Source organism: Sulfuricystis multivorans (genome assembly GCF_003966565.1).
GTDB lineage: Bacteria > Pseudomonadota > Gammaproteobacteria > Burkholderiales > Rhodocyclaceae > Sulfuricystis > Sulfuricystis multivorans.
This window is the reverse complement of sequence record NZ_AP018718.1, coordinates 2,333,815-2,356,577: the sequence shown is the minus strand read 5'-3', so window position 1 is coordinate 2,356,577 and position 22,763 is coordinate 2,333,815. Positions and strand designations below refer to the sequence as shown.

19 protein-coding genes are annotated in these 22,763 nt (G+C 65.0%); 10 read left to right on the top strand and 9 right to left on the bottom strand.

From position 1 onward, the window contains the following. Positions 1-10: 10 nt before the first annotated feature. Positions 11-712, bottom strand: a complete 702-nt coding sequence (gene mtgA / locus EL335_RS11800; protein ID WP_126447149.1) for a monofunctional biosynthetic peptidoglycan transglycosylase — start codon at positions 710-712, stop codon at positions 11-13. Between the two features lie 73 nt (positions 713-785). Here mtgA and EL335_RS11795 point away from each other — a divergent pair, with 73 nt between their 5' ends. Further along, the gene (locus EL335_RS11795) at positions 786-2,390 is read left to right on the top strand and encodes a Na/Pi cotransporter family protein (protein ID WP_126447147.1); all 1,605 of its coding nucleotides are present in this window, start codon (positions 786-788) and stop codon (positions 2,388-2,390) included. Here EL335_RS11795 and EL335_RS11790 read toward each other — a convergent pair. Genes EL335_RS11790 through EL335_RS11775 form a run of 4 tightly spaced genes read right to left on the bottom strand, consistent with a single transcriptional unit; the run spans position 2,369 to position 7,276 of the window. Then, complete coding sequence (locus EL335_RS11790) at positions 2,369-3,628, bottom strand: NYN domain-containing protein (RefSeq protein ID WP_126447145.1); 1,260 nt, start codon at positions 3,626-3,628, stop codon at positions 2,369-2,371. The two genes, EL335_RS11795 and EL335_RS11790, sit on opposite strands and share 22 nt — an antisense overlap. A gap of 11 nt (positions 3,629-3,639) precedes the next feature. Further along, positions 3,640-4,524 (bottom strand): energy transducer TonB, encoded by an 885-nt coding sequence (locus EL335_RS11785; protein ID WP_126447143.1) that lies wholly within the window; start codon positions 4,522-4,524, stop codon positions 3,640-3,642. Between the two features lie 9 nt (positions 4,525-4,533). Next, positions 4,534-6,447 (bottom strand): ribonuclease catalytic domain-containing protein, encoded by a 1,914-nt coding sequence (locus tag EL335_RS11780; RefSeq protein WP_126447141.1) that lies wholly within the window; start codon positions 6,445-6,447, stop codon positions 4,534-4,536. Positions 6,448-6,451: 4 nt separating this feature from the next. Next, complete coding sequence (locus EL335_RS11775) at positions 6,452-7,276, bottom strand: undecaprenyl-diphosphate phosphatase (protein WP_126447139.1); 825 nt, start codon at positions 7,274-7,276, stop codon at positions 6,452-6,454. 39 nt (positions 7,277-7,315) lie between these two features. On the opposite strand from EL335_RS11775, the gene EL335_RS11770 reads away from it, so the two are divergent. Then, positions 7,316-8,539, top strand: a complete 1,224-nt coding sequence (locus EL335_RS11770; protein WP_126447137.1) for an HD-GYP domain-containing protein — start codon at positions 7,316-7,318, stop codon at positions 8,537-8,539. A gap of 21 nt (positions 8,540-8,560) precedes the next feature. Here the strand turns inward: EL335_RS11770 and EL335_RS11765 are convergent, their stop codons facing one another. From EL335_RS11765 to EL335_RS11755, 3 genes are read right to left on the bottom strand one after another with little or no spacing between them, the layout of a single operon-like run. Continuing rightward, complete coding sequence (locus EL335_RS11765) at positions 8,561-11,086, bottom strand: DNA topoisomerase III (protein WP_126447135.1); 2,526 nt, start codon at positions 11,084-11,086, stop codon at positions 8,561-8,563. Positions 11,087-11,131: 45 nt separating this feature from the next. Then, positions 11,132-12,214 carry a DNA-processing protein DprA gene (dprA, locus tag EL335_RS11760; RefSeq protein WP_126447133.1) on the bottom strand — a complete coding sequence of 361 codons (1,083 nt, stop codon included), beginning with the start codon at positions 12,212-12,214 and terminating at the stop codon, positions 11,132-11,134. Between the two features lie 16 nt (positions 12,215-12,230). After that, a complete protein-coding gene (locus EL335_RS11755; protein ID WP_126447131.1) occupies positions 12,231-13,256 on the bottom strand; it encodes a LysM peptidoglycan-binding domain-containing protein in 1,026 nt (341 codons plus the stop codon). Between the two features lie 73 nt (positions 13,257-13,329). Between EL335_RS11755 and def the strand changes: the two genes are divergently transcribed. Both def and fmt read left to right on the top strand, forming a co-directional pair. Continuing rightward, the gene (def, locus tag EL335_RS11750; protein ID WP_284155357.1) at positions 13,330-13,833 is read left to right on the top strand and encodes a peptide deformylase; all 504 of its coding nucleotides are present in this window, start codon (positions 13,330-13,332) and stop codon (positions 13,831-13,833) included. After that, positions 13,830-14,762, top strand: a complete 933-nt coding sequence (gene fmt, locus EL335_RS11745) for a methionyl-tRNA formyltransferase (protein ID WP_126447127.1) — start codon at positions 13,830-13,832, stop codon at positions 14,760-14,762. The genes def and fmt overlap by 4 nt, the downstream gene beginning before the upstream one ends. Here the strand turns inward: fmt and EL335_RS11740 are convergent. Next, on the bottom strand, positions 14,740-16,155 hold the full coding sequence (locus EL335_RS11740) for a homospermidine synthase (protein ID WP_126447125.1): 1,416 nt from the start codon (positions 16,153-16,155) through the stop codon (positions 14,740-14,742). The genes fmt and EL335_RS11740 overlap by 23 nt on opposite strands. Before the next feature lie 44 nt (positions 16,156-16,199). Between EL335_RS11740 and rsmB the strand changes: the two genes are divergently transcribed. The 6 genes from rsmB (at position 16,200) to trkA (ending at position 22,744) form a co-directional block, all read left to right on the top strand. Next, a complete protein-coding gene (rsmB, locus tag EL335_RS11735; protein WP_126447123.1) occupies positions 16,200-17,480 on the top strand; it encodes a 16S rRNA (cytosine(967)-C(5))-methyltransferase RsmB in 1,281 nt (426 codons plus the stop codon). Then, complete coding sequence (locus tag EL335_RS11730) at positions 17,440-18,030, top strand: DUF4390 domain-containing protein (RefSeq protein ID WP_126447121.1); 591 nt, start codon at positions 17,440-17,442, stop codon at positions 18,028-18,030. Before rsmB ends, EL335_RS11730 begins: the two co-directional genes overlap by 41 nt. Beyond that, positions 18,027-19,808: a sensor histidine kinase gene (locus EL335_RS11725; RefSeq protein ID WP_126447118.1), complete on the top strand. Its 1,782-nt coding sequence runs from the start codon at positions 18,027-18,029 to the stop codon at positions 19,806-19,808. The genes EL335_RS11730 and EL335_RS11725 overlap by 4 nt, the downstream gene beginning before the upstream one ends. Positions 19,809-19,826: 18 nt before the next feature. Beyond that, entirely contained in the window at positions 19,827-20,015 is a 189-nt protein-coding gene (locus tag EL335_RS11720; RefSeq protein WP_348541431.1) for an EAL domain-containing protein, read from the top strand. Positions 20,016-20,102: 87 nt separating this feature from the next. Continuing rightward, positions 20,103-21,359, top strand: coding sequence for a sigma-54-dependent transcriptional regulator (locus EL335_RS11715; RefSeq protein WP_126447114.1), 1,257 nt, complete (start codon positions 20,103-20,105; stop codon positions 21,357-21,359). Continuing rightward, on the top strand, positions 21,356-22,744 hold the full coding sequence (trkA, locus tag EL335_RS11710; RefSeq protein WP_126447112.1) for a Trk system potassium transporter TrkA: 1,389 nt from the start codon (positions 21,356-21,358) through the stop codon (positions 22,742-22,744). The genes EL335_RS11715 and trkA overlap by 4 nt, the downstream gene beginning before the upstream one ends. Positions 22,745-22,763: the final 19 nt, after the last annotated feature.

The following is a 22,763-nucleotide window of genomic DNA, read 5'->3' as shown; positions in this document are numbered from 1 at the left end:
GCGCTGCGCCTCAAGGCACGGAAGAGAGGTGCATCCTCGCGACAATTTGCTGTGTGCGCCGGTTCAGATAATCGGAATACGGATTCTTCTCGAACTTGCGCGGCGCGGGCAGCATCACGGCGAGCCGTGCCGCCTGTTCGGCCGACAGATTCCGGGCGCCGACGCCGAAATAGCGCCGCGCGGCGGCTTCGGCGCCAAACACCCCTTCGCCCCATTCGACGACATTCAGATACACCTCGAGGATGCGGCGCTTGCCCCAGAAGGTTTCCAGCCAGAGGGTGATCAACGCTTCCTGCGCCTTGCGGCCCGGGGTCTTCGCGCCGGAGAGGAACAGGTTTTTCGCCAGCTGCTGCGAAATCGTCGAGCCGCCGGCGACGATCCTGCCCTTCTTCTGGTTCTTCTCGATGGCCTTCTGGATGCCCTCCCAGTCGAAACCCTCGTGGTCGATGAACTTGTCGTCCTCGGCAGCCACCACCGCGCGCTTGAGATGCATCGAAATCTGCCCATAAGGCACCCAAGTCTGGCTAAGACGCGCCTGCGGGTTTTTCTCGCGCAGCTCGGCCAGACGCTGCGCCATGAAGCGCGTCTGGCCGGGATCATGATCGCGCCACCACAGCACCCAGCCGAGATACCAGCCCTGCCAGGCCAAGAAAGCCAGGACGAGGATGGCGAGGAGACGGACGGGCCAGCGGGTGGGTTTGAGTGTGGGCATCTGGCGAAATTCTAGGGCATGGGCAGGGCGCATTCAGGCACAATCGCCTCATGATCGAAGGAAGCGACGGATCATGAGCGGTTTCGAGGCGCTCGGCGGTACGGCGGGGGGTGTCGGCTTGTTCCTGCTCGGCATGTGGCTGATGACCGATGGCCTGAAGCTCGCCGCCGGGCGGGCGCTCGAGCGCATCCTGACCGGCTCGACCAAGACGCGCCTACGTGGGCTTGCCACGGGCATCACGGTCACGGCGCTGGTGCAGTCGTCCAGTGCGGTGACGGTGGCATCGATCGGTTTCGTCAATGCCGGCTTGCTTTCGCTCGGCGGTGCGCTGTGGGTGCTGTTCGGCGCCAACGTCGGCACGACGATCACCGGCTGGCTGGTCGCACTCGTCGGCCTGCAGTTCAAGATCGAGACGCTGGCATTGCCGCTGATCGGCATAGGCATGCTGCTGCGACTCGGCGACGAGGTCGGCCGGCGCGGTGCGCTCGGCACGGCGCTCGCCGGCTTCGGCGTGCTTTTCCTCGGTATCGATCTGTTGCGCAGCAGCTTTTCCGGCATCGCCGCAGGTTTCACCTTGCCGCACTGGGATGGCTTTGCCGGCGTTGGCGCGATGGTGCTGATCGGCATCCTGATGACCGTCCTGATGCAGGCCTCGGCCGCAGCGCTGGTGATCGCCTTCTCGGCCGCGCAAAGCGGATTCATCACGCTCGAAGCCGCCGCTGCGGTGGTGATCGGCGCCAACGTCGGCACGACCGTGACCGCGGTGCTCGCCGCACTCGGCGCGACGCCGAACGCCAAGCGCGCCGCGCTGGCGCACGTGCTGTTCAACGTGCTGACCGGCATCGTTGCCTTGTTGCTGCTGCCCTGGCTGCTGGCCCTGCTGGAAATGCTGCGCGGACTGTTCGGCCTCGCTGCCGCGCCCGCCGCGCAGCTGGCGCTGTTCCACACGGTGTTCAACGTGTTGGGCGTCCTGCTCGTCTGGCCGCTTGCCGACATGCTCGTCGTCTTCCTCGAAGGCCGTTTCCGCAGCGCCGAGGAGGATGAGGCACGGCCCCGCTATCTCGACAAGAACGTGCTCGCGGTAGCGACGCTGGCATTCGACGCGCTCGATCGCGAATTGCGCCATCTCGGCGGCATCACATCGCGCATCGTGCGGGCGGCGCTGGTCGGTGAGACGAATCTCGCCGGCCATGAGCGCAGCGCCGCCAGTCTGTCACATGCGATCGCGCTGTTCATCGCCGAACTTTCCCGCACCCGCATCCCGGCCGAGAGTGCGCGCCGACTACCGTCGCTGTTGCGCATCGCGCGCTATTACGAAATGGCCGCCGAGCTGGCCGCCGAGGCGACGGCAGCCGCCGGCGAGGCGCCGCAGCTGCCGGCGGCGCAAAACATCGCGGCCTTCCGCGCCACCGGCGAGCGTGTGATCGCGGCTGCAGATCCGACAGCCGGCGCCGGCACGCCCGCGACATTGGAAGCCGATCTGGGGGCGTTCGAAGCCGCTTATCAGCGGCTCAAGGCGGAGCTCATCGAGCTGGGCGCGCGCGGGGTGCTCGAGGTGACGGCGATGGATGCCCGCCTGCGCGCGGCCAGTGCGCTGCGCCGCGCGGTGGAGCAGGTGACCAAGGCGGCGCGGCTGCTGGCCCATCTAGCCGACCATCAGGACGCGACGGGCGCCTGATCTTTGCGACGCCGCGGACTGCGCGGCTTGCGGACGAGCTTTCTTTGCGCTTCGGTCTTGGCCTCGACGGGAGCAGCCGGTGCCGATTCAACGGAAGCGGCTGATGCCGCTTTGGCGGGTTCGGCGGGCTTTACGGGAGCGGATTCTGCGGCGGCCGGCGCTTCGGCCGCTGCGGCGGGTTTGCGGCCGCGGCCACGACGGCGGGGCGCCGGCGCGGGTGCGGCGGCTTCTGCCGACGGAGACTCCAAAGTCGGCACTGGCGGAATAGGAGACGTCCCGCCGGGCGCCGCCTCACCTCGCAAAGTCGGCGCTGGCGGAATAGGAGACGTCCCGCCGGGCGCCGCCTCACCTCGCAAAGTCGGCGCTGGCGGGACGGCACCCTCGGCCGCGGATGGGCTCGGCAGCGTCGTCGCAGGCTCGGGGGCTGCCATTTCGGCCGGCGTCGCTTCGGCCGAAGTCTGCGCGAGGCGCCGTTTCACATAGGTGCTGTTGGCCTCGCGGCCGACTTCCATCAGCCCGCGCCGCGCCGCCTCTTCGAGCAGCGCGCCGAAGGTCTTGAAGCCGTGATAGGCCTCGTTGAAACCCGGATGGCGACGCTTGATCGCTTCCTTGAGCACCGAGGCCCAGACCTTCTCGTCGTCACTGCGGTCTTCGAGCAGCGCTTCCAGCGTGGCGGCGGCCATCTCCAGACCCTTGGTGCGGCGCGCCTCCATTTCCTGCGGATCGGCAGGTTTCTTCGCCTGCTTGTCCTCGCGGCTCCGTTTCCTCATCAGGTCGTCGATGTAGATGAACTCGTCGCAGTTGGCGATCAACAAGTCGGAGGTCGATTGCTTGACGCCGACACCAATCACCCGCTTGGCGTTCTCGCGCAGCTTCGACACCAGCGGCGAGAAGTCCGAGTCGCCCGAGATGATGACGAAGGTATTGACGTGGCTCTTGGTGTAACAGAGATCGAGCGCATCGACGACCATGCGGATGTCGGCCGAGTTCTTGCCCGACTGGCGCACGTGCGGGATTTCGATCAGCTCGAAGTTCGCCTCGTGCATCGCCGCCTTGAAGCTCTTGTAGCGCTCCCAGTCGCAATAGGCCTTCTTGACGACGATGCTGCCCTTGAGCAGCAGGCGTTCGAGCACCGGCTTGATGTCGAATTTTTCATACTGCGCATCACGCACGCCGAGCGCGATGTTTTCGAAATCGCAGAACAGCGCCATGCTGACGTCGTCGGCAGAGAGAGCCATGAGATGTCCTTCTATTGGGTGGCAAGTCGATCCGCACCGGTAAACGTCCAGGTGCGGGTGATTTCGATGATATCGGTATCGCGGCGGATGTTCTCCGGGAAGGCAGCGAAAGGCGCGGCCAGGCGCACGATGCGTTGTGCCGCCTCGTCGAGCACCTTGTGGCCGGAGGAGCGATTGAGCTCGACGCGCTCGAGGCTACCATCGCTCTTGATCGCCACGGTGAGGATCAGGCTGCCGTAGAGCTTGCCGCGCGCCGCTTCGGGATAGTTGAGGTTGCCGACGCGCTCGACCTTCTGGCGCCAGTCCTCGACATATTGCGCGAAACGGTATTCCTCGACGCGCGCGCCGATGAACTTGCGTTTCGGCCGTTGGTTGTATTCGTCGATCGAACGGGCGATTTCCGCTTCCAGCCGCACCAATGCCCGCGCCGCAGTGGCGAGATCGCGGCCGGAAATCTCGGCCTGGTGCGCATCGAGAGTGGGTTCGGTCTGCGGCCGGATGGCATGCTCCGTACCATGTTTGGTGATCAGCTCACGCTGCTGCTGTTCGAGCAGCGCGACGCGCTGGCGGGCGGCGATGAGGTCGTCACCGCTGTGGCTCTCCCGGCTGGGCGGCAGCGGAGTCTTGGCACGCCGTGGCGCGTCGATGTTGCCGCCGGCATCGAGGTTCGCCTGTGCCTTGGCCTGCGTCTTGACGGGTTTTTCGGCGTGCTTGGCATTGACGAGGATGACGTCGAGCGCCTGCTCGCGGACATGGTCGAGCTTCTCGGGCAGCTTGAAGTGGATCGACAAGAGGATCGCGTGCAGGAACAATGAAATGCCAACTGCGAGCGTCAGCCGCCGTCGCGATGCATCCAGCGTTGCCAGTGGAGCGGGCCAGTCGAGGGAAAGGGGCATGGGGAAATTCTAACCTGCGCCTTCCTCCACGTCGTTCGCGTCGTTTTCCTCCGCATCTGCCGCCGCCAGCACGGCGAGGAAACGCGCCTGCGCGGTGGCGGCCAAGAGATCGACATCCGCTACCGCGAGGCGCACGCGCGCGCCGCGCTCCAGCGTCGGCATGCCGGTGGCCTTGAGGATCAGCGGCAGCGTCTCGCAGCGCACGATGTTCTCCTTGAGCACCTGGGCCGTGATCTCGCTCACTTCCTCCTGTAACAGCCAGCGCAGGCACCAGTAATGTTCCATCTGCCGCTGGAATTCGGCATAGCTTGCGTAGGTGAGCTCGAAGTCGCGCAAGGCGGCCATCAGCTCCGCCGACTTGGGCGGAAACGGCGGCTTATCCCCCCGCAACAGCGCGATCAGCTGCCACTGGTTGGCCAGATCGGCAAAGCGCCGCAAGGGAGAGGTCGACCAGGCGTAGCAATCGACGCCCAGACCTTCGTGCGGGGCAGCCACCGTCGTCATGCGCGCCTTGCCCGCGGTCTGCGCCCGGTACATGCCCGGCAGCTTTGCATCGCGCAGCAGCGCACCCCAGGTGCTGTTGGCGACGATCATCAGCTCGGCGACCAGCATGTCGAGCGGACTGCCGCGCGGCCGCTCCTCGATCGTCACTTGGCCTTTGCCATACGCCGTCTCGGCCTCCCAGTCGATGCGGAAGTTGTAGTCCTTGCGGTTTTGCTGGCTCGTCTGACCGCGCCCGACTTCGAGCACGGTGGCAAGCTCCCAGAGGCGGATCAATGCGTCGCGGAAAGGAAAGTCGGGCACGCTGCCGGCTGCCAGCGTATCCCGATTGAACAGCGGCTCGATGTCGTGATGGCGCAGGTTCGCCGCCACCGGCACATGCTCGATCCTCGTCTCGTGCGCGAGGATGCGCAGATCCGGCGCGACGTCGAGGTAGAGCGACAGTGCCGGAACGATCTGCCCGGCGGCGAGCGTGTGGGCATCGATGACGCCTTCGGGCAGCATCGTGATCTTCTTGCCCGGCATATAGACGGTCGATAAGCGCTGGCGGGCGATCTTGCCGAGATCGGAATCCGGCCCGAAGCCCAAGCCCGGCGCGGCGATGTGGATGCCGACCTTCATGCCGCCATCGGGTTTCATTTCGACCGAGAAGGCATCGTCGATCTCGGTGGTGTGGGCGTCGTCGATCGAGAAGGCAGCGATTTGCGCACAGGGCAAATCGGCCGCTGCCACGGGCGGCTCGAACGAGGGAAAGCCGGTGCCGGCGCGGAAATGCTCGAACAGGAAACGGCCGAGGTGATAGTCGTGCGTGTCATCGATCGCGCCGCAGCGAAAAAGCAGCCGCTCGGCGGATTCATGGGTTGCCGCGCAGGCGGCTTCCAGCGCCTTGGTTTCCGGCTTGTTACGGTCGGGCTTGTAGAGCAGCTCGGCAAGCAGGGGCTTGAACTCGGCGGGCAGCTGGCCGGCTTTGAGCTCCTCGACCATGCGCTCGATGGCCAGCGCCTGCTGGCGCTTTTTTTCCAGCCCGGCGAGCGCGGCCTGCAGAATCTCCGGCGGCGCGCGTCTGAAGCGCCCCTTGCCCTTGCGATGGAAATGGATCGGCGCCGAATGCAGTCTCAGCAACACTGCGGCGGCCTCGCTGGGGCTGGGCGCATGGCCGAAATACTCGGCGGCCATCTCGGCAAAGCCGAACTCGCCCTCCGGCGCGACTTCCCAGAGGAATTCGGTGTCGATCTCGGCCATCAGCGTTTCCGCTCGCGCGAGCAGCTCGGCAGGTGCGGGCTCGGCAAAGCGCAGCAGCACTTGGGCGGCTTTCAGCTTGATGCGCTTGCCCGACACGGTGTCGACCTGCAAGGAGGTATCGTTGTCGGCGACGATGGTGCCGGTCTTGAAGGCGCCATCCTCTTCGAAAAGGACGTTCATGGCATCAAGAGGTGGTCCAATCGACGATCCCCCGCTGCCAGGTAATGATCACGACGAGGCCGAAGACGATCCGGTACCAGGCGAAGATCGTGAAATCGTGGTGGCTGATGTAGCGCAACAGCCAGCGCACGCACAGGAAAGCCGAGACGAAGGCGGAGACGAAGCCGACGACCCACAGGCCGAGATCGTCCCAGACCAGCAAGTGCCGTTCTTTGTAAAGCTGATAGACGGTCGCGGCGCCGAGCGTTGGTACGGCAAGGAAGAAGGAAAATTCAGTGGCCGCCTGGCGGCTAAGCCCGAAGATGAGCCCGCCGATGATGGTCGAACCCGAGCGCGAAGTGCCGGGGATCAGCGCGCAGGCTTGCGCTAGACCGAGTTTCAGCGCATCCCACGGCGTGATGTCGTCGACCGAGTGGATGGTGACCGTATGTGTGCGCCGCTCGGCCCAAAGGATGATCAGGGCGCCAATGATGAAAGCGAGGGCGACCGGGATCGGCGCGAACAAGGTGGCCTTGATCGCCTTGCCGAACAAAAGGCCCAGCACCGCGAGCGGCAGGAAGGCGATGAAGAGATTGATGACGAACCGTCGCGCGACCGGGTCATGGGGCAGGCCGGCGAGCACCGTGCCGAAGCGGTGCCGGTATTCCCAGACCACGGCGAGGATCGCGCCGGATTGAATGACGATTTCAAACAGCTTGCCACGCTCGTCGTTAAAATCGAGCAAGTCTCCGGCGAGGATCAGATGGCCGGTGCTGGAGATCGGCAGGAATTCGGTGAGACCCTCGATTGAGCCGAGAATCAGCGCCTGGAAGAGAGGATGAAGCTCCATGACATGTCGGCTGGATGGAAAGGGGGCGGCGAGTCTAGCATGTTGAAAAAAGTCACTGTCGACCAACTCCGACTGGGGATGCACATCCACGAATTCTGCGGTTCGTGGATGGACCACCCATTCTGGAGCGAGAGTTTCAAGATCGATACGCCGCAGCTGCTCAGGGAAGTGCAAAGCTGCGGCGTGCGCGAGGTGTGGATCGACACGGCGAAAGGCCTCGACGTCGAGGCGTCGGCGCCCACCCGCGAGGAAATCGCCGCCCGCGTCGAAGACGAGCTCATGCATATCGAGGCGCCGCCAGCGCCGGCTCCGACGATCCGGCGGCCCGTGCTCCTGGCCGAGGAAGTACGGCGGGCGGCGAAGATTTGCGCCCAAGGCAAGGAACAGGTCATCTCGATGTTCCAGGAAGTGCGCATGGGCAAGGCGATCGACCATGCCGCCGCCGGCGCGCTGGTCGATGAGATTTCCGCCTCGGTGATGCGCAACCCCGGCGCGTTGATCAGCCTGGCGCGGCTGCGATCGGCCGATGACTACACTTATATGCACTCGGTCGCCGTTTGTGCGCTGATGGTCGCACTCGCGCGCGTGCTCGAGCTCGATGAGGCGACGACGCGCGAGGTTGGCATGGCGGGATTGTTGCATGACCTCGGCAAGGCGCTGACGCCACCTGGAGTGCTCAACAAGCCGGGCAAGCTCACCGACGAAGAGTTCGTGATCATGAAACGCCATCCGGTCGATGGCCATCGTCTGCTGGTCGAGGGCGGCGCGGCAGGCGAGATTCCCCGCGATGTGTGCCTGCACCACCATGAGAAGATCGACGGCAGCGGCTATCCCGAAGGCTTGTCGGGTGAGGCGATCAGCCTGTTCGCCAAAATGGGCGCGGTCTGCGACGTCTATGACGCGATCACCTCGAACCGTCCCTACAAGGCCGGCTGGGAGCCGTCCGAGTCGATCCGCCGGATGGCCGAATGGAAAGGCCATTTCGACGAGCGCATCTTCCACGCCTTCGTGAGGAGCATCGGCATCTACCCGGTCGGTTCGCTGGTGCGGCTATCCTCAGGCCGTCTCGGCGTCGTCATCGAGCAATCGCCGCAATCGCTGCTCACGCCGAAGGTCAAGGTCTTTTTCTCGACGAAATCACAAACCTATCTTGCGCCGGAAGTCGTCGATCTCTCCAGGCAGCCGACGGAAAAGATCGTCGGTCGCGAAGAGGCGGCGAAATGGGGCATTCGGGACGTCAGCCGCTTCTGGGCGCAGGACTGACTCCAGCCTGCGCGCCGCGGATCAGCCGCTTTTCTTTCTCGTCGAGGACTTTTTCGCTGCGCTTGCCGCCTCACCAGCGCCGACTTTCGTTTCCGTCTTCGCCTGGGTAGGTTTTGCCGTGCGCTGCTCGAACTCGAAGCCGATCTTGCCGGAGGCGTTGCGCACCAGATAGGCGGAAAACTTCTTCTTCGTGCGGTTCGAGACGAAGCCCTTGAGTAATGAGGTCCGGCCGGTTTCGAGCAGCTTCTGCATCTCGGCGCGGGAGATTTCCTGCTGCAGGATCACCTTGCCAGAGCGGAAGTCGCAGGACTTCGCTGAACCTACGGCCTTTTCGCAGACGTAGGCCATCGGCATTTCGAATACCCGCGCGCCGCACTTCGGGCAGGGGCCCAACGGCACCTGTCCGCTGAAATCGACTGCCTCGGCCGCATCCTCCTCGTTGCCGAAGTCGAACTTCGGCGCGAAATCCTCATCGAGGCGGATGACGGCGGAAAAGGCGCGCCCCATCTTGCTGCGAAAGCCGGAAAGCGGGCCGATCTGCCGGTTTTTCAGCAGCTCTTCCATTTCCTCCGGCTCCCACTGGCGGCCGGCGATCACCTTCCACAGCTTGTAGTCGCACTGGTCGCACTTGAAGTAGCGGTAGGTCTCGTGGATTTTTCCGCCACATTTCGGGCAAGGCGTTTCGAGCGTGCCGAAATCGGTGTCGTGCAGCTCGCCGGTCTTGATGCGTTCGACCATCTCGCGCGTCTGCTCGACGATGTGCGCCATGAACGCCTCGCGCTTTAGGCGCCCATGTTCCATCTCCCTGAGCTTCCATTCCCACAGCCCGGTGAGCTCCGGCGAGCGGATCTCGTCGACTTTGAGCTGTTCGAGGGCGAACAGCAGGTTGAAGGCCTTGGCGGTCGGCTGCAATTCGCGGCCGTGACGATGCACGTATTCTTCCTGGATCAATCCTTCGATGATCGCCGCGCGGGTGGCCGGCGTGCCCAGGCCCCGATCAAGCATCGCCTCCCGGAGTTCTTCGTCTTCGACCAGCTTGCCGGCGCCTTCCATTGCCGTGAGCAGCGTCGCTTCGTTGAAGCGTGGCGGCGGCTTGGTGTGGTTGGGTTTCACTTCGACGTCGTTGGTCCACACCCGTTCGTTCTTGGCCAGCGGTGGTAGATTCGGGCTCTCTTCCCCCCCCTGCGCCTCCTTGCCATAGACGGCGAGCCACCCCGGGGTCACCAGCACCTTGCCGACGGTCTTGAACGGCTCCCCTTCGACGCGCGTGATGCGCGTCGTGACGAGATACTCGGCGGCAGGGTAAAAGATCGCGATGAAACGCTTGACGACGAGGTCATAGAGTTTCTGCTCGGGCTCGGAAAGATGTTTCGGCGGGGTGCCGGTGGGAATGATCGCGAAGTGGTCGGAGACCTTGGCGTTGTCGAAGATGCGCTTGGTCGGATGCACCCAGCCGTTTTTGAGCACCGTTGCGGCATGCTGGCCGAGGGGCGAATCGGTCAGCGCCGCGAGCGTCTCCTTGACGGCGCCGATCATGTCCTCGGGTAAGTATCGGCTGTCGGTACGCGGATAGGTCAGCACCTTGTGTTTTTCGTAGAGCGCTTGGGCGAGCGCCAGGGTGTTGCGTGCCGAAAAGCCGAAGCGGCCGTTGGCGTCGCGCTGAAGACTGGTGAGATCGTAGAGCAGCGGACAGGCTTCGGTCTTGGGGGTTGCCTCTTCCGTGACCTCGCCATGCTTGCCCAGACACTTCTTGCGCAGCGCCTCGGCCTGCTCGATGTCCCACAGGCGCTCGGCCCTGGCATGCTCATCGTCCGACTTTTTGAATTTTTCGTCGAACCATTTGCCGCGATAAGTGCCAGCGACCGCCTGGAACTCGGCCTCGACCTCCCAGTAGTCGCGCGGCTGGAAGGCGCGGATCGCCTTCTCGCGCTCGACGAGGATCGCCAAGGTCGGCGTTTGCACGCGGCCGACGGTGGTTTTATAGAAGCCGCCTTCCTGAGAATTGAAGGCGGTCATCGCGCGCGTGCCGTTGATGCCGATCAGCCAGTCGGCCTCCGAGCGGCAGCGCGCTGCATCCGCGAGCGGCAGCATCTCTTCATCGGTGCGCAGGTGGGCAAAGCCGTCCTTGATCGCCTGTGGCGTCATCGACTGCAGCCACAGCCTACGGATCGGCTTGTCGATCTTGGCAAACTGGACGATGTAGCGGAAGATCAGCTCGCCTTCGCGTCCCGCGTCGCAGGCATTGATCAGCGCCACGACATCCTTGCGCTTGGCAAGCCGCACGAGCAACTTCAGGCGATCGGCGGTCTTCTCGATCGGATGCAGCGTGAAGCGTGGCGGAATCACCGGCAGATGGCTGAAACTCCATTTACCGCGCTTGACCTCATATTCCTCCGGCACGGCCAGTTCCAGAAGATGGCCTACGGCCGAGGACAGCACATAGTACTCGCTCTCGAAATAGTCACCCTCGCGAGTGAAACCGCCCAGGGCACGCGCGATGTCCTGCGCGACCGATGGCTTTTCGGCGATGATCAATTGTTTGCTCATGGGGGGCGGATGTTAAGCGGGCTTCATGTCCGCTGGCAAGCTGGTTCAGTTCAGCCGTTGATAACGGCCACCCGGCAGATTCGCGATGCGGCCTTCCATTTCGAGCGTGAAGAGACGGGCCAGCAGCGCGTCGGCGCTAAGCCCCGTGCGCGCCGCGAGGGTGTCGAGATCAACGGGATCGCCGCCGAGAGCGAGCAGGATCGGATCCCTTTCGGCCTCCTTCACCGGCGGGACGATCACTGGATTCGTCACGTTCTCCCAGCGCAGCTCCTCGAGGATGTCCTGCGCCGATTCGACCAGTTTCGCACCCTGCTTGATCAGCGCATGGCAGCCCTTCGATTGCGGCGAGTGGATCGAGCCGGGGATCGCGAACACCTCGCGGCCCGCTTCGGCCGCCAGCCGTGCAGTGATCAGGGAGCCGCTCTCTTTCGCCGCTTCGACGACGAGGCAGCCGCGACTCAGACCCGCGATCAACCGGTTGCGGCGCGGAAAGTTGGCGGCGATCGGTGGCGTGCCGAGAGGGAATTCGCTGATGATGCAGCCCTTGAAGGCGATCTCGCGGGCGAGCGCTTCGTTGCGGGCCGGGTAGATGCGGTCACAGCCGGTGCCGACCACCGCAACCGTGGAAGCAGGCTCTTGCAGCGCGCCCCGGTGGGCGGCGGCGTCAATACCTGCCGCCAGCCCGCTGACGATGGTCAGCCCTGCTGCGGCAAGCGTCCGCGCAAAGGCGCTTGCATTGGCCTCGCCCTGTTGGGTTGCATTGCGCGAACCGACGATCGCCAAGGCGGGGCGGTTCAGAAGCTCGATACGGCCTTTGGCGTAAAGCAGCAGCGGCGGGTCGGCGGCGGTCAAGAGCGCCTGCGGATAGGCCGCATCGGCGAGCGTGAGTATCCGGTTGCCGGGCATCTGCGCCCAGCGCATGGCGGCTTCGATCTCGGCGGTACTGTCATGGCACAGGACGCGCTCGGCAAGCTGCACGCCGAGCAGCTTGGCGAGCATTCCAGGCGAAGCGGAGAAAATCGCCGCCGGCTCGCCGAAAGCCTGCAACAAGCGGCGCTCGCCTTCGCCGCCCAGACCGGGGATCAGGGTCAGGCGCAGCCAGTCGGCCAGCTCGTCCGGCGCATCCATCCGGAAGGGAAGTGAGTCATGGCTTGTGGATCCGGTCGCCTTCCATCACCGGGCGACTGGCGCTGGTGATCAGCGCGTAAGAGACCCGATCGAAGACGCGGAACACGAAAGCGAGGCCGATGCGCTCGTCGGGGAGCAGATGGGTCTGCGGCTTGTCGTCTTCGAAACGGTTCGTCACTGCGGAGCCGGCGCGATAGATCGCCACCACATGGCCGACTTCCAGCCCATCCTGCTTACCGCGCGAGAGCGAGACGACCGAGTTGACCGCACCCTCGCCGACGCCGCCATAGATCAGCATCACGCGGCCGTTGATGTCCTGGGTCGGCGCATGCGGCACATAACTCATCACCTCGGGGCGCTCGGCCGGCACGAGATAATCACCGCGACCGATTTCCTGCTTGACGCTGGTCAGCACGAGCGGCAGGACGTCGCCGGGCTCGCCATCGGGACGCGCGCTGCCGAGATAGACGGCTTCGATGCCCAGGACTTCCTTGCTGTCCGGATCGACCAACGGCCGTCCGGGACGGAAGACATGCCATCGCTTGATCTTGGGATCGGCGTTGTTGGTGGCGTAGATCTTGTCGCCGGTGCCGGTGAAAACCCGATCCTCCTGCGTGGCGACGATGCGCGGCGAGGTGTCGAACTCGCCGGGATTGATCACCAGCGGCTGGGACAGGAAGGGCTCGATCGCGCTGGCCGGAATCGCCGGAATCGCCTCGCCGAGCGCTTCGGCGCGCACCTTGGGGGAAAGTTTCAACGTGGCGAGTTTCAGCTGCGGTTGGCCGCCACTCAAGTCGAGGATCAGCACCTGGCCGGGATAGATGCGGTGTGGGTTTCTGACCTGCTCGGCATTCATCTTCCACAGTTCGGGCCAGCGGAACGGATCCTTGAGGAACTTCGCCGCGATGCCCCACAGGGTGTCGCCCGGCACGACGATGTGGCGTTCCGGCGCATCTGGCGCGAGCTCGAGCGGCTTGGCGCTCTGGGCCAGCGCGGCAGAGGTTGAAAAAGCGAAAATCAGCGCGAATATAATGTGACGCATGGTGGGACCTCCGGACGTACGTCGGATTCTGCCCGCAAATTCCGCACGCATCAACCTGTTAAAGAAGACTTTCATGGCCTTATTGCCGATTCTGCGTTATCCCGATCCACGCCTGCATACGGTGGCCAAGCCGGTCGAGGCCGTCGATGCCGGGATCAGGAAGCTTGCCGCCGACATGCTGGAAACCATGTACCAGGCGCCGGGCATTGGACTGGCGGCCACCCAGGTCGATGTGCACAAGCGCCTGCTGGTGCTCGATGTGTCGGAGGACAAATCGAAGCCGATGGTCTTCATCAACCCGGAAATCCTCGAACGGTGGGGCGAGCATGTCGGTGAGGAAGGCTGCCTGTCGGTGCCCGGCATCTATGAGACGGTGAAACGCAGTGAACGCATCAAGGTGCGCGCGCTGAATCTCGAAGGCGAACCCTTCGAGCTCGAGGCGGATGGCCTGCTGGCGGTTTGTCTGCAGCACGAGATCGATCACCTCGACGGCAAGGTGTTCGTCGAATACCTGTCCCGGCTCAAGCTATCCAGGATCAAAGCCAAGCTGGCGAAGCAAGCGCGCATCACCGCATGAAAGTCGCCTTTGCCGGCACGCCCGAGTTCGCCGCCATCGCGCTGCGGGCGCTGATCGCTGCCGGTTTCGACATCCCGCTGGTGCTGACCCAGCCCGACCGCCCGTCTGGGCGCGGGCAGAAACTCGTCACGAGCCCCGTCAAAGACGTGGCGTTGGCCCACGGCATTGCCGTCCATCAGCCGGAAAAGCTGCGCGATCCCGCAACCCATGCGCCGTTGATCGCCGCCGCGCCCGATGTGTTGGTGGTCGCGGCCTACGGTTTGATTCTGCCGCCGGCCGTGCTCGACATCCCGAGGCGCGGTTGCGTCAACATCCATGCCTCGCTGCTGCCGCGCTGGCGGGGGGCGGCGCCGATTGCGCGCGCGATCGAGGCGGGCGATCTTGAAACGGGCATCACGATCATGCAGATGGATGCCGGACTCGACACCGGGCCGATGCTGCTGGCCGAAAGACTGAAAATCGGCCCTGACGAGACGGCAGAAAGCCTCACCGACAAGCTTGCCAACCTCGGCGGCCGGCTGATCGTCGAGGCGCTCACCAGGCTCGACAGCCTGAAGCCGACGCCGCAGCCTGAGCAAGGCGCGACCTATGCGGCAAAGATCGACAAGGCCGAAGGACGGATCGACTGGACGCGTCCGGCCGTCGAGATCGAACGGCGCTTGCGCGCCTTCGATCCGTTCCCGGGTTCTACCTCGCAGCTGGGAGAGACGACGCTGAAGCTGTGGCATGCAGAGCTTGCGGAAGGTGCAGGCCGGCCAGGTGAAATCATTGCCGTTGGGCCTTCCGGCATCGTCGTCGCCTGCGGCGAAGGCGCATTGCGCTTGACCGAGCTGCAGAAGCCTGGCGGCCGGCGGCTGCCCGCTGCCGATTTCCTGCGCGGTTTTCCGCTCGCTGCCGGCGAAAGATTCAGCTCACCCGGAAATTCTTGAACTGCCAGGGGTCGTCGACATCGACGTCCTGCGGGAAGAACTCGGCACGGTCTTTCAGCGGCGTCCAGTCCGAATAGACGCCGACCACCTCGCCCAAGTAAGGCCGGCACAAAGCGATCATTTCGTCGTACGGCAGTTCGTCCGGATCGACCACGCCCATCGCCGGATTTTCGATCGCCCAGATCATCCCGGACATCACACCCGCCGTGACCTGCAACACCGTCGCCGAGTTGTAGGGGGCGAGCCGCTTCGCTTCCGCGTGCGATAGACGCGAACCGAGCCAGTAGGCGCCCTTCGGATGGCCCAACAACAGCACACCCAGCTCATCGACGCCGGAAACGATCTCGTCGCGCACGATGCGCTTGTTTTCCTGCAAATGCCATTCGCGGCCGGCGAGCTCGTGCAGCGACAGCACCGCGTCGTCGCAGGGATGGTAGGCGTAATGCACGGTCGGCCGGTATTCCGGCGTCGTGCCGGCGCCTATGGTCAGATAGTCGGCGATCGAGATCGCTTCGCCATGTGTGATCAGGAAACCGTGAAGCGGACCGGCCAGCGGCGTCCAAGTGCGCACGCGCGTCGCCGCGCCGGGACGTTCGAGCCAGATCGCCGCCTCGCAGCCGAAGCCGTGGCGATGGCCGTCCGGCGGCAGCGCCTTTTCGTGGCTGCCCCAGCCGAGCTCGGCTGGCTGACAGCCTTCGCCGACGAAGCCGTCGACCGACCAGGTGTTGACGAATTCTCCAGGACGCTTCCTGGGTTCGGCCACCTGCCAGTCGCGTTCGGCGATATGGATCACCCGGACGCCGAGCGTTTGTGCCAGCCGCGCCCAGCCGGCACGGTCGGCGGGCGGCATGGCAGCGAAGCCGCAATCGCGGGCGATGTCGAGGAGCGCCTGCTTGACGAAATGCGACACCCAGCCGGGATTGGCGCCGTGGGTGAGCACTGCGGTTGGGCCACCCGGCCGGTGCAGTGCCTTCGCCTGTTCGCGCAGCGCGTAGTTCGAACGCTGCGAAGGGGAAAGCAGCGGATCGGTATAACCGCCGGCCCAGGGTTCGATGCAGGCATCGAGGTAGAGTGCACCGCGCTCGCGGCAGAACTCGATCAGCGCCACGCTGGCGACATTGACGGCGAGATTGAGCAGAAAGTCGCCAGCTCCGACGAGCGGGGCGAGCACATGCCGGAAGTTATCGCGGTCGAGCGGCAGGATCATGTGGGAAACGCCGTAAGCCTGCGCTTCTCCAATGCCGTCGGCATCGGCGGTGACGATTGTGACCTGTTCGGGGCGCAGCGCGAAATGGCCAAACAGCAAGGGCAAAACGCCTTGGGCGATGGCGCCCCAGCCGACGATCGTCAGTCGGCCGGGGAAGGGAATGGGGGTATGGGCGGAAGGGTTCATGACCGACGTTTACCACAGATCGCGGTTACCATGCGCAGTCGACCATGAATGCCACCTTTCCGCCTTCCTTTCGCAACCCGCCGCTTTCCCGGGCGCTCGCCGCTGCGGTGGGCGCGGTTGTGGAAGTGCTCGCCGGCCGCACCCCGGAGACGACGCTTGCCGCGCTGCCCATCGAACTGCGGCCGGCCGCGCGCGATCTGGCGATGACTGCCTTGCGCGATTATGGCCGCGGCGATTTTTTCCTTGCCCGCTTGCTCGAGCGGCCGCTGAAAGACAAGGCGGCGCGATCGCTTCTGCTCGTCGCGCTCGCCCGTCTGGAGCGCCGACCCGAAGAAGCGCACACCCTCGTCGATCAGGCCGTCGAGGCTGCCGACAAGCCATTCAAGAAATTGACCAATGCCATCTTGCGCCATTTCCAGCGCCGCCGCGCAGAGCTCATCGCCGCGGCGGATGCCGACGAAGTGGCTTCTTTCCGCCATCCGCGCTGGTGGCTCGCGCTGCTCGCCGAGGCCTATCCGGAATGCTGGCGGGAGATCGCCGCCAGCGGCAATGGTCATCCGCCAATGACGCTGCGGTTGAACGCGCGGTGCCGCATCACCAGCGCCGAATTTCTCGCGCAGTTGGCCAAAGCCGGCGGTGCGGGGCAGACGCTCGACGAGACGGCGATCCTGCTCGAAGCCCCCTTGCCGGTCGAGCGCCTCCCCGGCTTTCAGGCAGGTTGCGTCTCGGTGCAGGACTGGGGCGCCCAGCAGGCGGCGCGGCTCCTCGATGCCCAGGACGGCATGCGCGTGCTGGATGCCTGCGCGGCGCCCGGCGGCAAGAGCGCGCATCTTTTGGAGCGGCATGAGATCGAGCTGACCGCGCTGGAAGTCGATGCCGCCCGCGCCCGGCGCATCGAGGAAAACCTCGCTCGACTTCATCTTGCCGCGAAGGTAGAAATCGGCGATGCGCGTAAACCGGCGGGCTGGTGGGACGGTCGGCTTTTCGAGCGCATTCTCGCCGATGTGCCCTGCTCCGCTTCCGGGGTGGTGCGCCGCCACCCGGACATCAAGTGGCTGCGGCGCCCCGAGGATGTGGCGGGATTCGCACAGACCCAGGCCGCCATTCTCGATGCCTTGTGGCCGCTCCTGGCCCCCGGTGGCAAAATGCTCTACTGCACCTGTTCGGTGTTTCCCGGCGAAAATGCCGGGCAGGTGCGCGCGTTCGTTGCGCGTCATCCGGATGCGCGCCGCCTGCCGACGGGCGGCAGCGAAGAAGAACTGCAACTGATGCCCTCGGCCACTCATGACGGCTTCTATTACGCCCTGTTGGAAAAAATGCCTTGAACGGCTCGTTGCGCTGGGCGTCGGGCTCTTCGTCGCTTGGCTTGCCTGGGCGGGCAGCATCCAGCCGCAGAGTGCCGCCGTGGTGCCGGACGAGCGCGGCTGGGCGGTGAATGCCGAATTCGACGTCGAGATCGGCGCTCGCCTCATCGATGCCGTCGGCAAGGGCGTGCCGCTTCATTTCCGTTTCGAAGTGCAGATCAAGCGCAAGCGCTGGTACTGGATCGACGAACATCTGGCCGGCCGTGTCGTCAATTACCGGCTGAGCTATCACGCGCTGACGCGCCAGTATCGGCTCGCCGTCGGCAGCCTCTACCAGAACTTCGCTACCCTCGAAGCGGCGCTTGCGGCGCTCGGCCACATCCGGCGCCTGCACATCGCCGACGCAGGCGCCCTGCCGCAAGGCGAGACGCTCATCGCGGCCGTTCGCCTCTCGCTCGATCAAAGCCAGCTGCCGAAGCCCTTGCAGATTGATGCGCTCGCCAACGACGACTGGCGGGTCGATGCCCACACCTTGAGCTGGCAGTTCGTGCCCGCCGCCGAGCCGCAATGATCATCGCCTTGACACTCGCCGCGGCGCTCGGCGGCATGCTGGTGATCCTACTCACCTCGGCTTCCGCCGATACCGCCCTGTTCGCCCGCCACACGCCGCTGTTGATCGTCTTCAATGCGCTGGCGGCCCTCCTGCTGCTCGGACTGGTCATCACCCAGTTGCGCCGCCTGTGGCGCGATCGGCGCCAAGGCGTGTTCGGCGCACGCCTCAAGACGCGGCTGATGATGATGCTGGCGATGATGGCGGTGCTGCCCGGCGTGCTGGTGTATGCGGTTTCGATGCAGTTCGCGGTGAAAAGCATCGACTCATGGTTCGACGTGCGCATCGAGGCCGCGCTCGACGGCGGACTGGATCTCGCGCACAGCGTGTTCGAGACGATGCAAGCCGAGCTCCTCGTCAAAGGCCGTTCGATGGCCTTCGATCTGGCCGAAGTGCCTGCGCCGGGGGCGGTGCTCCTCAATCGCCTGCGCGAACAGGCCGGCGTGAATGCCGCCGTGCTGGTGACGGCGAGCGGCCAGCTGATCGCCAGCAGCAGCGCCAGCGAGCAGCAAGATCTCCTGCCGCCGCTGCCCGACCCGGCCGAGCTGCGGCAGGCGCGTAGCGGCACGGGCAGCGCGCGTGTCGAGGGCGATGCGGGAAGCGGCTTCGTGGTGCGCGCCCTCGTTCCGGTGCGCGCCTATCATTTCGCGGCCGAGCCGCTGATCCTGCAGCTCGAGCAGCCAGTGCCGGCCGCGATCGCGCAAAGCGCCGCCCTGGTGGAGGCCGCGCAGCGCGACTACCAGCAATTGCAGCTCGGTCGCATTGGCCTCAAACGCCTCTATACGCTGACCCTGACCTTTGCGTTGCTGCTGGCGCTGTTCGCCGCGATCGCGCTGGCCTTCTTCCTCGCCGGCCGGCTCGCCAAGCCGCTGCTGATGCTCGCCGAAGGCACGCGGGCGGTGGCCGCCGGCGATCTGACACCGCGCGCGGTGCTGGAGACCGACGACGAGCTGGGGGTGCTGACGCGCTCGTTCAACGAGATGACGCAACAGCTCGCCCAGGCGCGCATCGAACGCGAAGCCGCGCAGCGCGCCGCAGTCTGGGGCGAAGTGGCCCGCCGGCTCGCCCACGAGATCAAGAATCCGCTCACGCCGATCCAACTGTCGGCCGAACGGCTGCAGATGAAACTTGCTGGCAAGCTCGCGCCGGAAGATGCCGCGATACTCGAGCGGGCGACGAAGACCATCGTCGATCAGGTCGAGGCGATGAAGGCGATGGTCAACGACTTTCGCGACTATGCGCGCCTGCCGCCGCCGAATCCGCAGCCGCTCGATCTGAACCGGCTGATCGCCGAGGTGCTCGAACTCTATGCCAGCAGCGGCTTCGGCATCGAAACCGAACTCGATCCGCTCCTGCCGCCGGTGTTGGCCGATGCCGACCAGATCCGCCAGGTGCTGCACAATCTGATCAAGAACGCCAGCGAGGCCGGCAGTGAAAAACTCGGCGCTGGCAAGACGGCACGCATCATCGTCAGGACCCGTTCGCAAGGCCGCAACGTCGAGCTGACCGTCGAAGACGACGGCCCGGGCTTCCCGCCCGAGATCCTCCAGCATGCGTTCGAGCCCTATGTGACGACCAAGCCGAAGGGCACGGGCCTTGGGCTGGCGATCGTGCACAAGATCGTCGTCGATCACGGCGGTACCGTGACGCTCGCCAACCGGCCTTTGGCCGAAGGCGGTGGCGCGAGCGTTTGCGTACAATTGCCCATCGCCTCTGTAGGGAGAAACGCCGATGTCTGACCCTTCGCGCTACCGTCGCTGTCGAAGACCATTCTGCTGACAGCCCGGCAGATGCACCTCGAAGTCGTCGCCGAAGGCGCCGAGACCTACGCGCAGCGCGCTTGGCTGATACACAACGGCTGCCGGCTCTTCCAGGGCTATCTGTTCGGCCGACCGCAACCGGCGGCGGCATTCTTTGCCCACGCCGGCCCGCCGCTGCGGGTCTGAATAGCCAAGACGATCGCGGCGTTTGCAGGGCTGAAAGCTCCTCTGATTTCTATGGCACGGCGTAATTTTTCGCGATAATCTGCAGACATGTCCCAGATTCTGGTCGTCGACGACGAAGTCGGCATCCGCGAGCTGCTCTCCGAGATCCTCACCGACGAGGGGCACGATGTCGTCACTGCAGAAAATGCGGCTGCGGCCCGCGCCATCCGCGATAGTCATCGCCCCGATCTCGTCTTGCTCGACATCTGGATGCCCGATACCGATGGGGTGACGCTGCTCAAGGAATGGGCGGCGGCCGGCAAGCTCAACATGCCGGTGGTGATGATGTCCGGTCATGCGACGATCGAAACCGCGGTCGAGGCGACGAAGATCGGCGCGGTCGGCTTCCTCGAAAAACCGATCAGCCTGCAAAAGCTGCTTGCTGCGGTGAAGCAGGGGCTCGAACATCATCCGAAAACCGGCTCGGCACTCACCCTGGCTGCCTTCCCGCGTTCGGCACTGCTCAAAGACCTGCGCCGGCGCCTCGAGCAGCTGGCGGCCAAGAGCCGCTCGGTGCTGCTGCGCGCGCCGCCAGCCTCGATCGTCGAGCTTTCTGCGCGCACGCTGCAGATTCCGGGCAAACCCTGGGTCGACCTTGGTCAGGATTCCAGCCCGATCTCGCTCGACATGCTTGCCCAGGCCAGCGGCGGGGTGCTCTACTGCGGCGAGCTGGCGAAATTGACGCGCCTGCAGCAGAAGAACCTCGCTTTCGCGCTCGAACGTCTCGAACGCCATAACCTGCGCCTCGTCGCGGCGACGACACACACCGCCAGCGCACTCAGCGAGCATGGCTGGGACGCTGCCGTCATCGACCGTCTGTTCGAGGTCAGCATCGGCTTGCCGTCGTTCGCGGAGCTCAAGGACGAGATTCCCGATCTCGCCACGCATCTACTGGCGCAGCTCGCCGAAGCCGGCGAGGCGCCGCTCAGACGCCTGTCGGTCGCGGCGCAGAATGCGTTGCGCCAGTATTCGTGGCCGGAGGGATATCCTGAGCTGCGCAGCGCCTTGAAGTCGCTGGCGCTGGCTGCGCTCGACGAGGAAATCGGCGTCGAAGAGGCCGAGCATCTGCTCGCGCCTGGACTGGCCGTGGCGCCGGAGATTCCGCCTGGCCTGTTGCCGGAAATGTTCGAAATGCCGCTCAAGCAAGCGCGCGAGCTGTTCGAACGGCTCTACTTCGAGCACCATTTGCGCGTCGATGGCGGCAGCATGACACGACTTTCCGAAAAGACCGGTCTCGAACGCACGCACCTGTATCGCAAGCTGAAAGACCTGGGCTTGCGCAACGCCACCAAAGAAGAAGAATGAAAATCCTCATCCTCGGCGCCGGTCAGGTCGGCGCCTCCGTCGCCGAGGCGCTCGCCTCGGAGGCCAATGACATCACCGTCGTCGATCAGAATCACGAGGCGCTCGCGCAGCTTGCCGACCGGCTCGATGTGCGCACGGTGACGGGCAACGCCGCCTATCCATCGGTGCTGCGCGAAGCCGGCATCGAGGACACGGACCTGCTCGTCGCAGTCACGCAGTCCGACCAGACCAATCTGGTGGCCTGCAAGATCGCCAGGAGCCTGTTTTCCGTCACCACGCGCATCGCCCGTCTGCGCTCGCCCGATCTGCTCGACCCGGTGCTGCTCGCCAACGAGAACTTCGCGGTCGATTACGCGATCTGCCCGGAACAGGACATCACCGAATACATCGCCAAGCTGATCGAATTTCCCGGCGCGCTGCAAGTGCTCGAATTCGCCAATGGCAAGGTGACCCTGGTCGGCGTACGTGCGAAGCAGGACGGGCTGCTGGTCGGTCAGCCGATCCGCGCGATGCGCGCGCACCTGCCGCCCGGCGTGGATGCGCGCATCGCCGCGATCTTTCGCGAGCATCAGCCGGTCGATCCGGACGGCGACACGGTCATCGAGCAAGGCGATGAAGTCTTCCTGCTCGCCGACAGCCAATACATCCGCCTGGTGCTCACCGAACTACGGCGCAGTGCCGAGCCGGTCAAGCGCGTGATGATCGCCGGCGGCGGCAACATCGGCCTGCGTGTGGCGCGCACGCTCGAAGAACGCTATGAAGTGAAGCTGATCGAGGTCGACCGGCGGCGCGCCGAAACGATCGCCGGCAAGCTTTCCCGCACCCTGGTGTTGCACGGCGAGGCGACCGACGAGACCCTGCTTTCCCAGGAGAACATCGACGAGATCGACATGTTCCTGGCGCTGACCAACGACGACGAGGACAACATCATGGCGGCGTCGCTCGCCAAGCGACTCGGTTGCAAGCGCGTGCTGGCGCTGATCAACCGCCGCGCCTATGCCGACATGGTGCAGGGCGGGCCGATCGACATCGGCATGTCGCCGGCGCAGGTGTCGATCGGCCCGCTGCTCACGCACGTGCGGCGCGGTGACGTCGCGCGCGTGCACAGCCTGCGGCGCGGCGCTGCCGAGGCGCTCGAGCTGATCGCCCACGGCGACCGCAAGACCTCGAAGGTCGTCGGCCGACGCATCGACGAATTGCCGAAGATCCGCGGCGCGCACATCGGTGCCATCGTCCGCCAGGACGGCACCGTGGGCGGGCGCGTGATCATCCCGCATCACGATACGGTGATCGCGCCCGAGGATCACGTGATCGTTTTCTGCATGCGCAAGCGCGAGGTGGCACAGGTCGAGAAGCTGTTCCAGGTGGGCTTCCAGTTCCTCTGACAGGTGGGCTTCCAGTTCC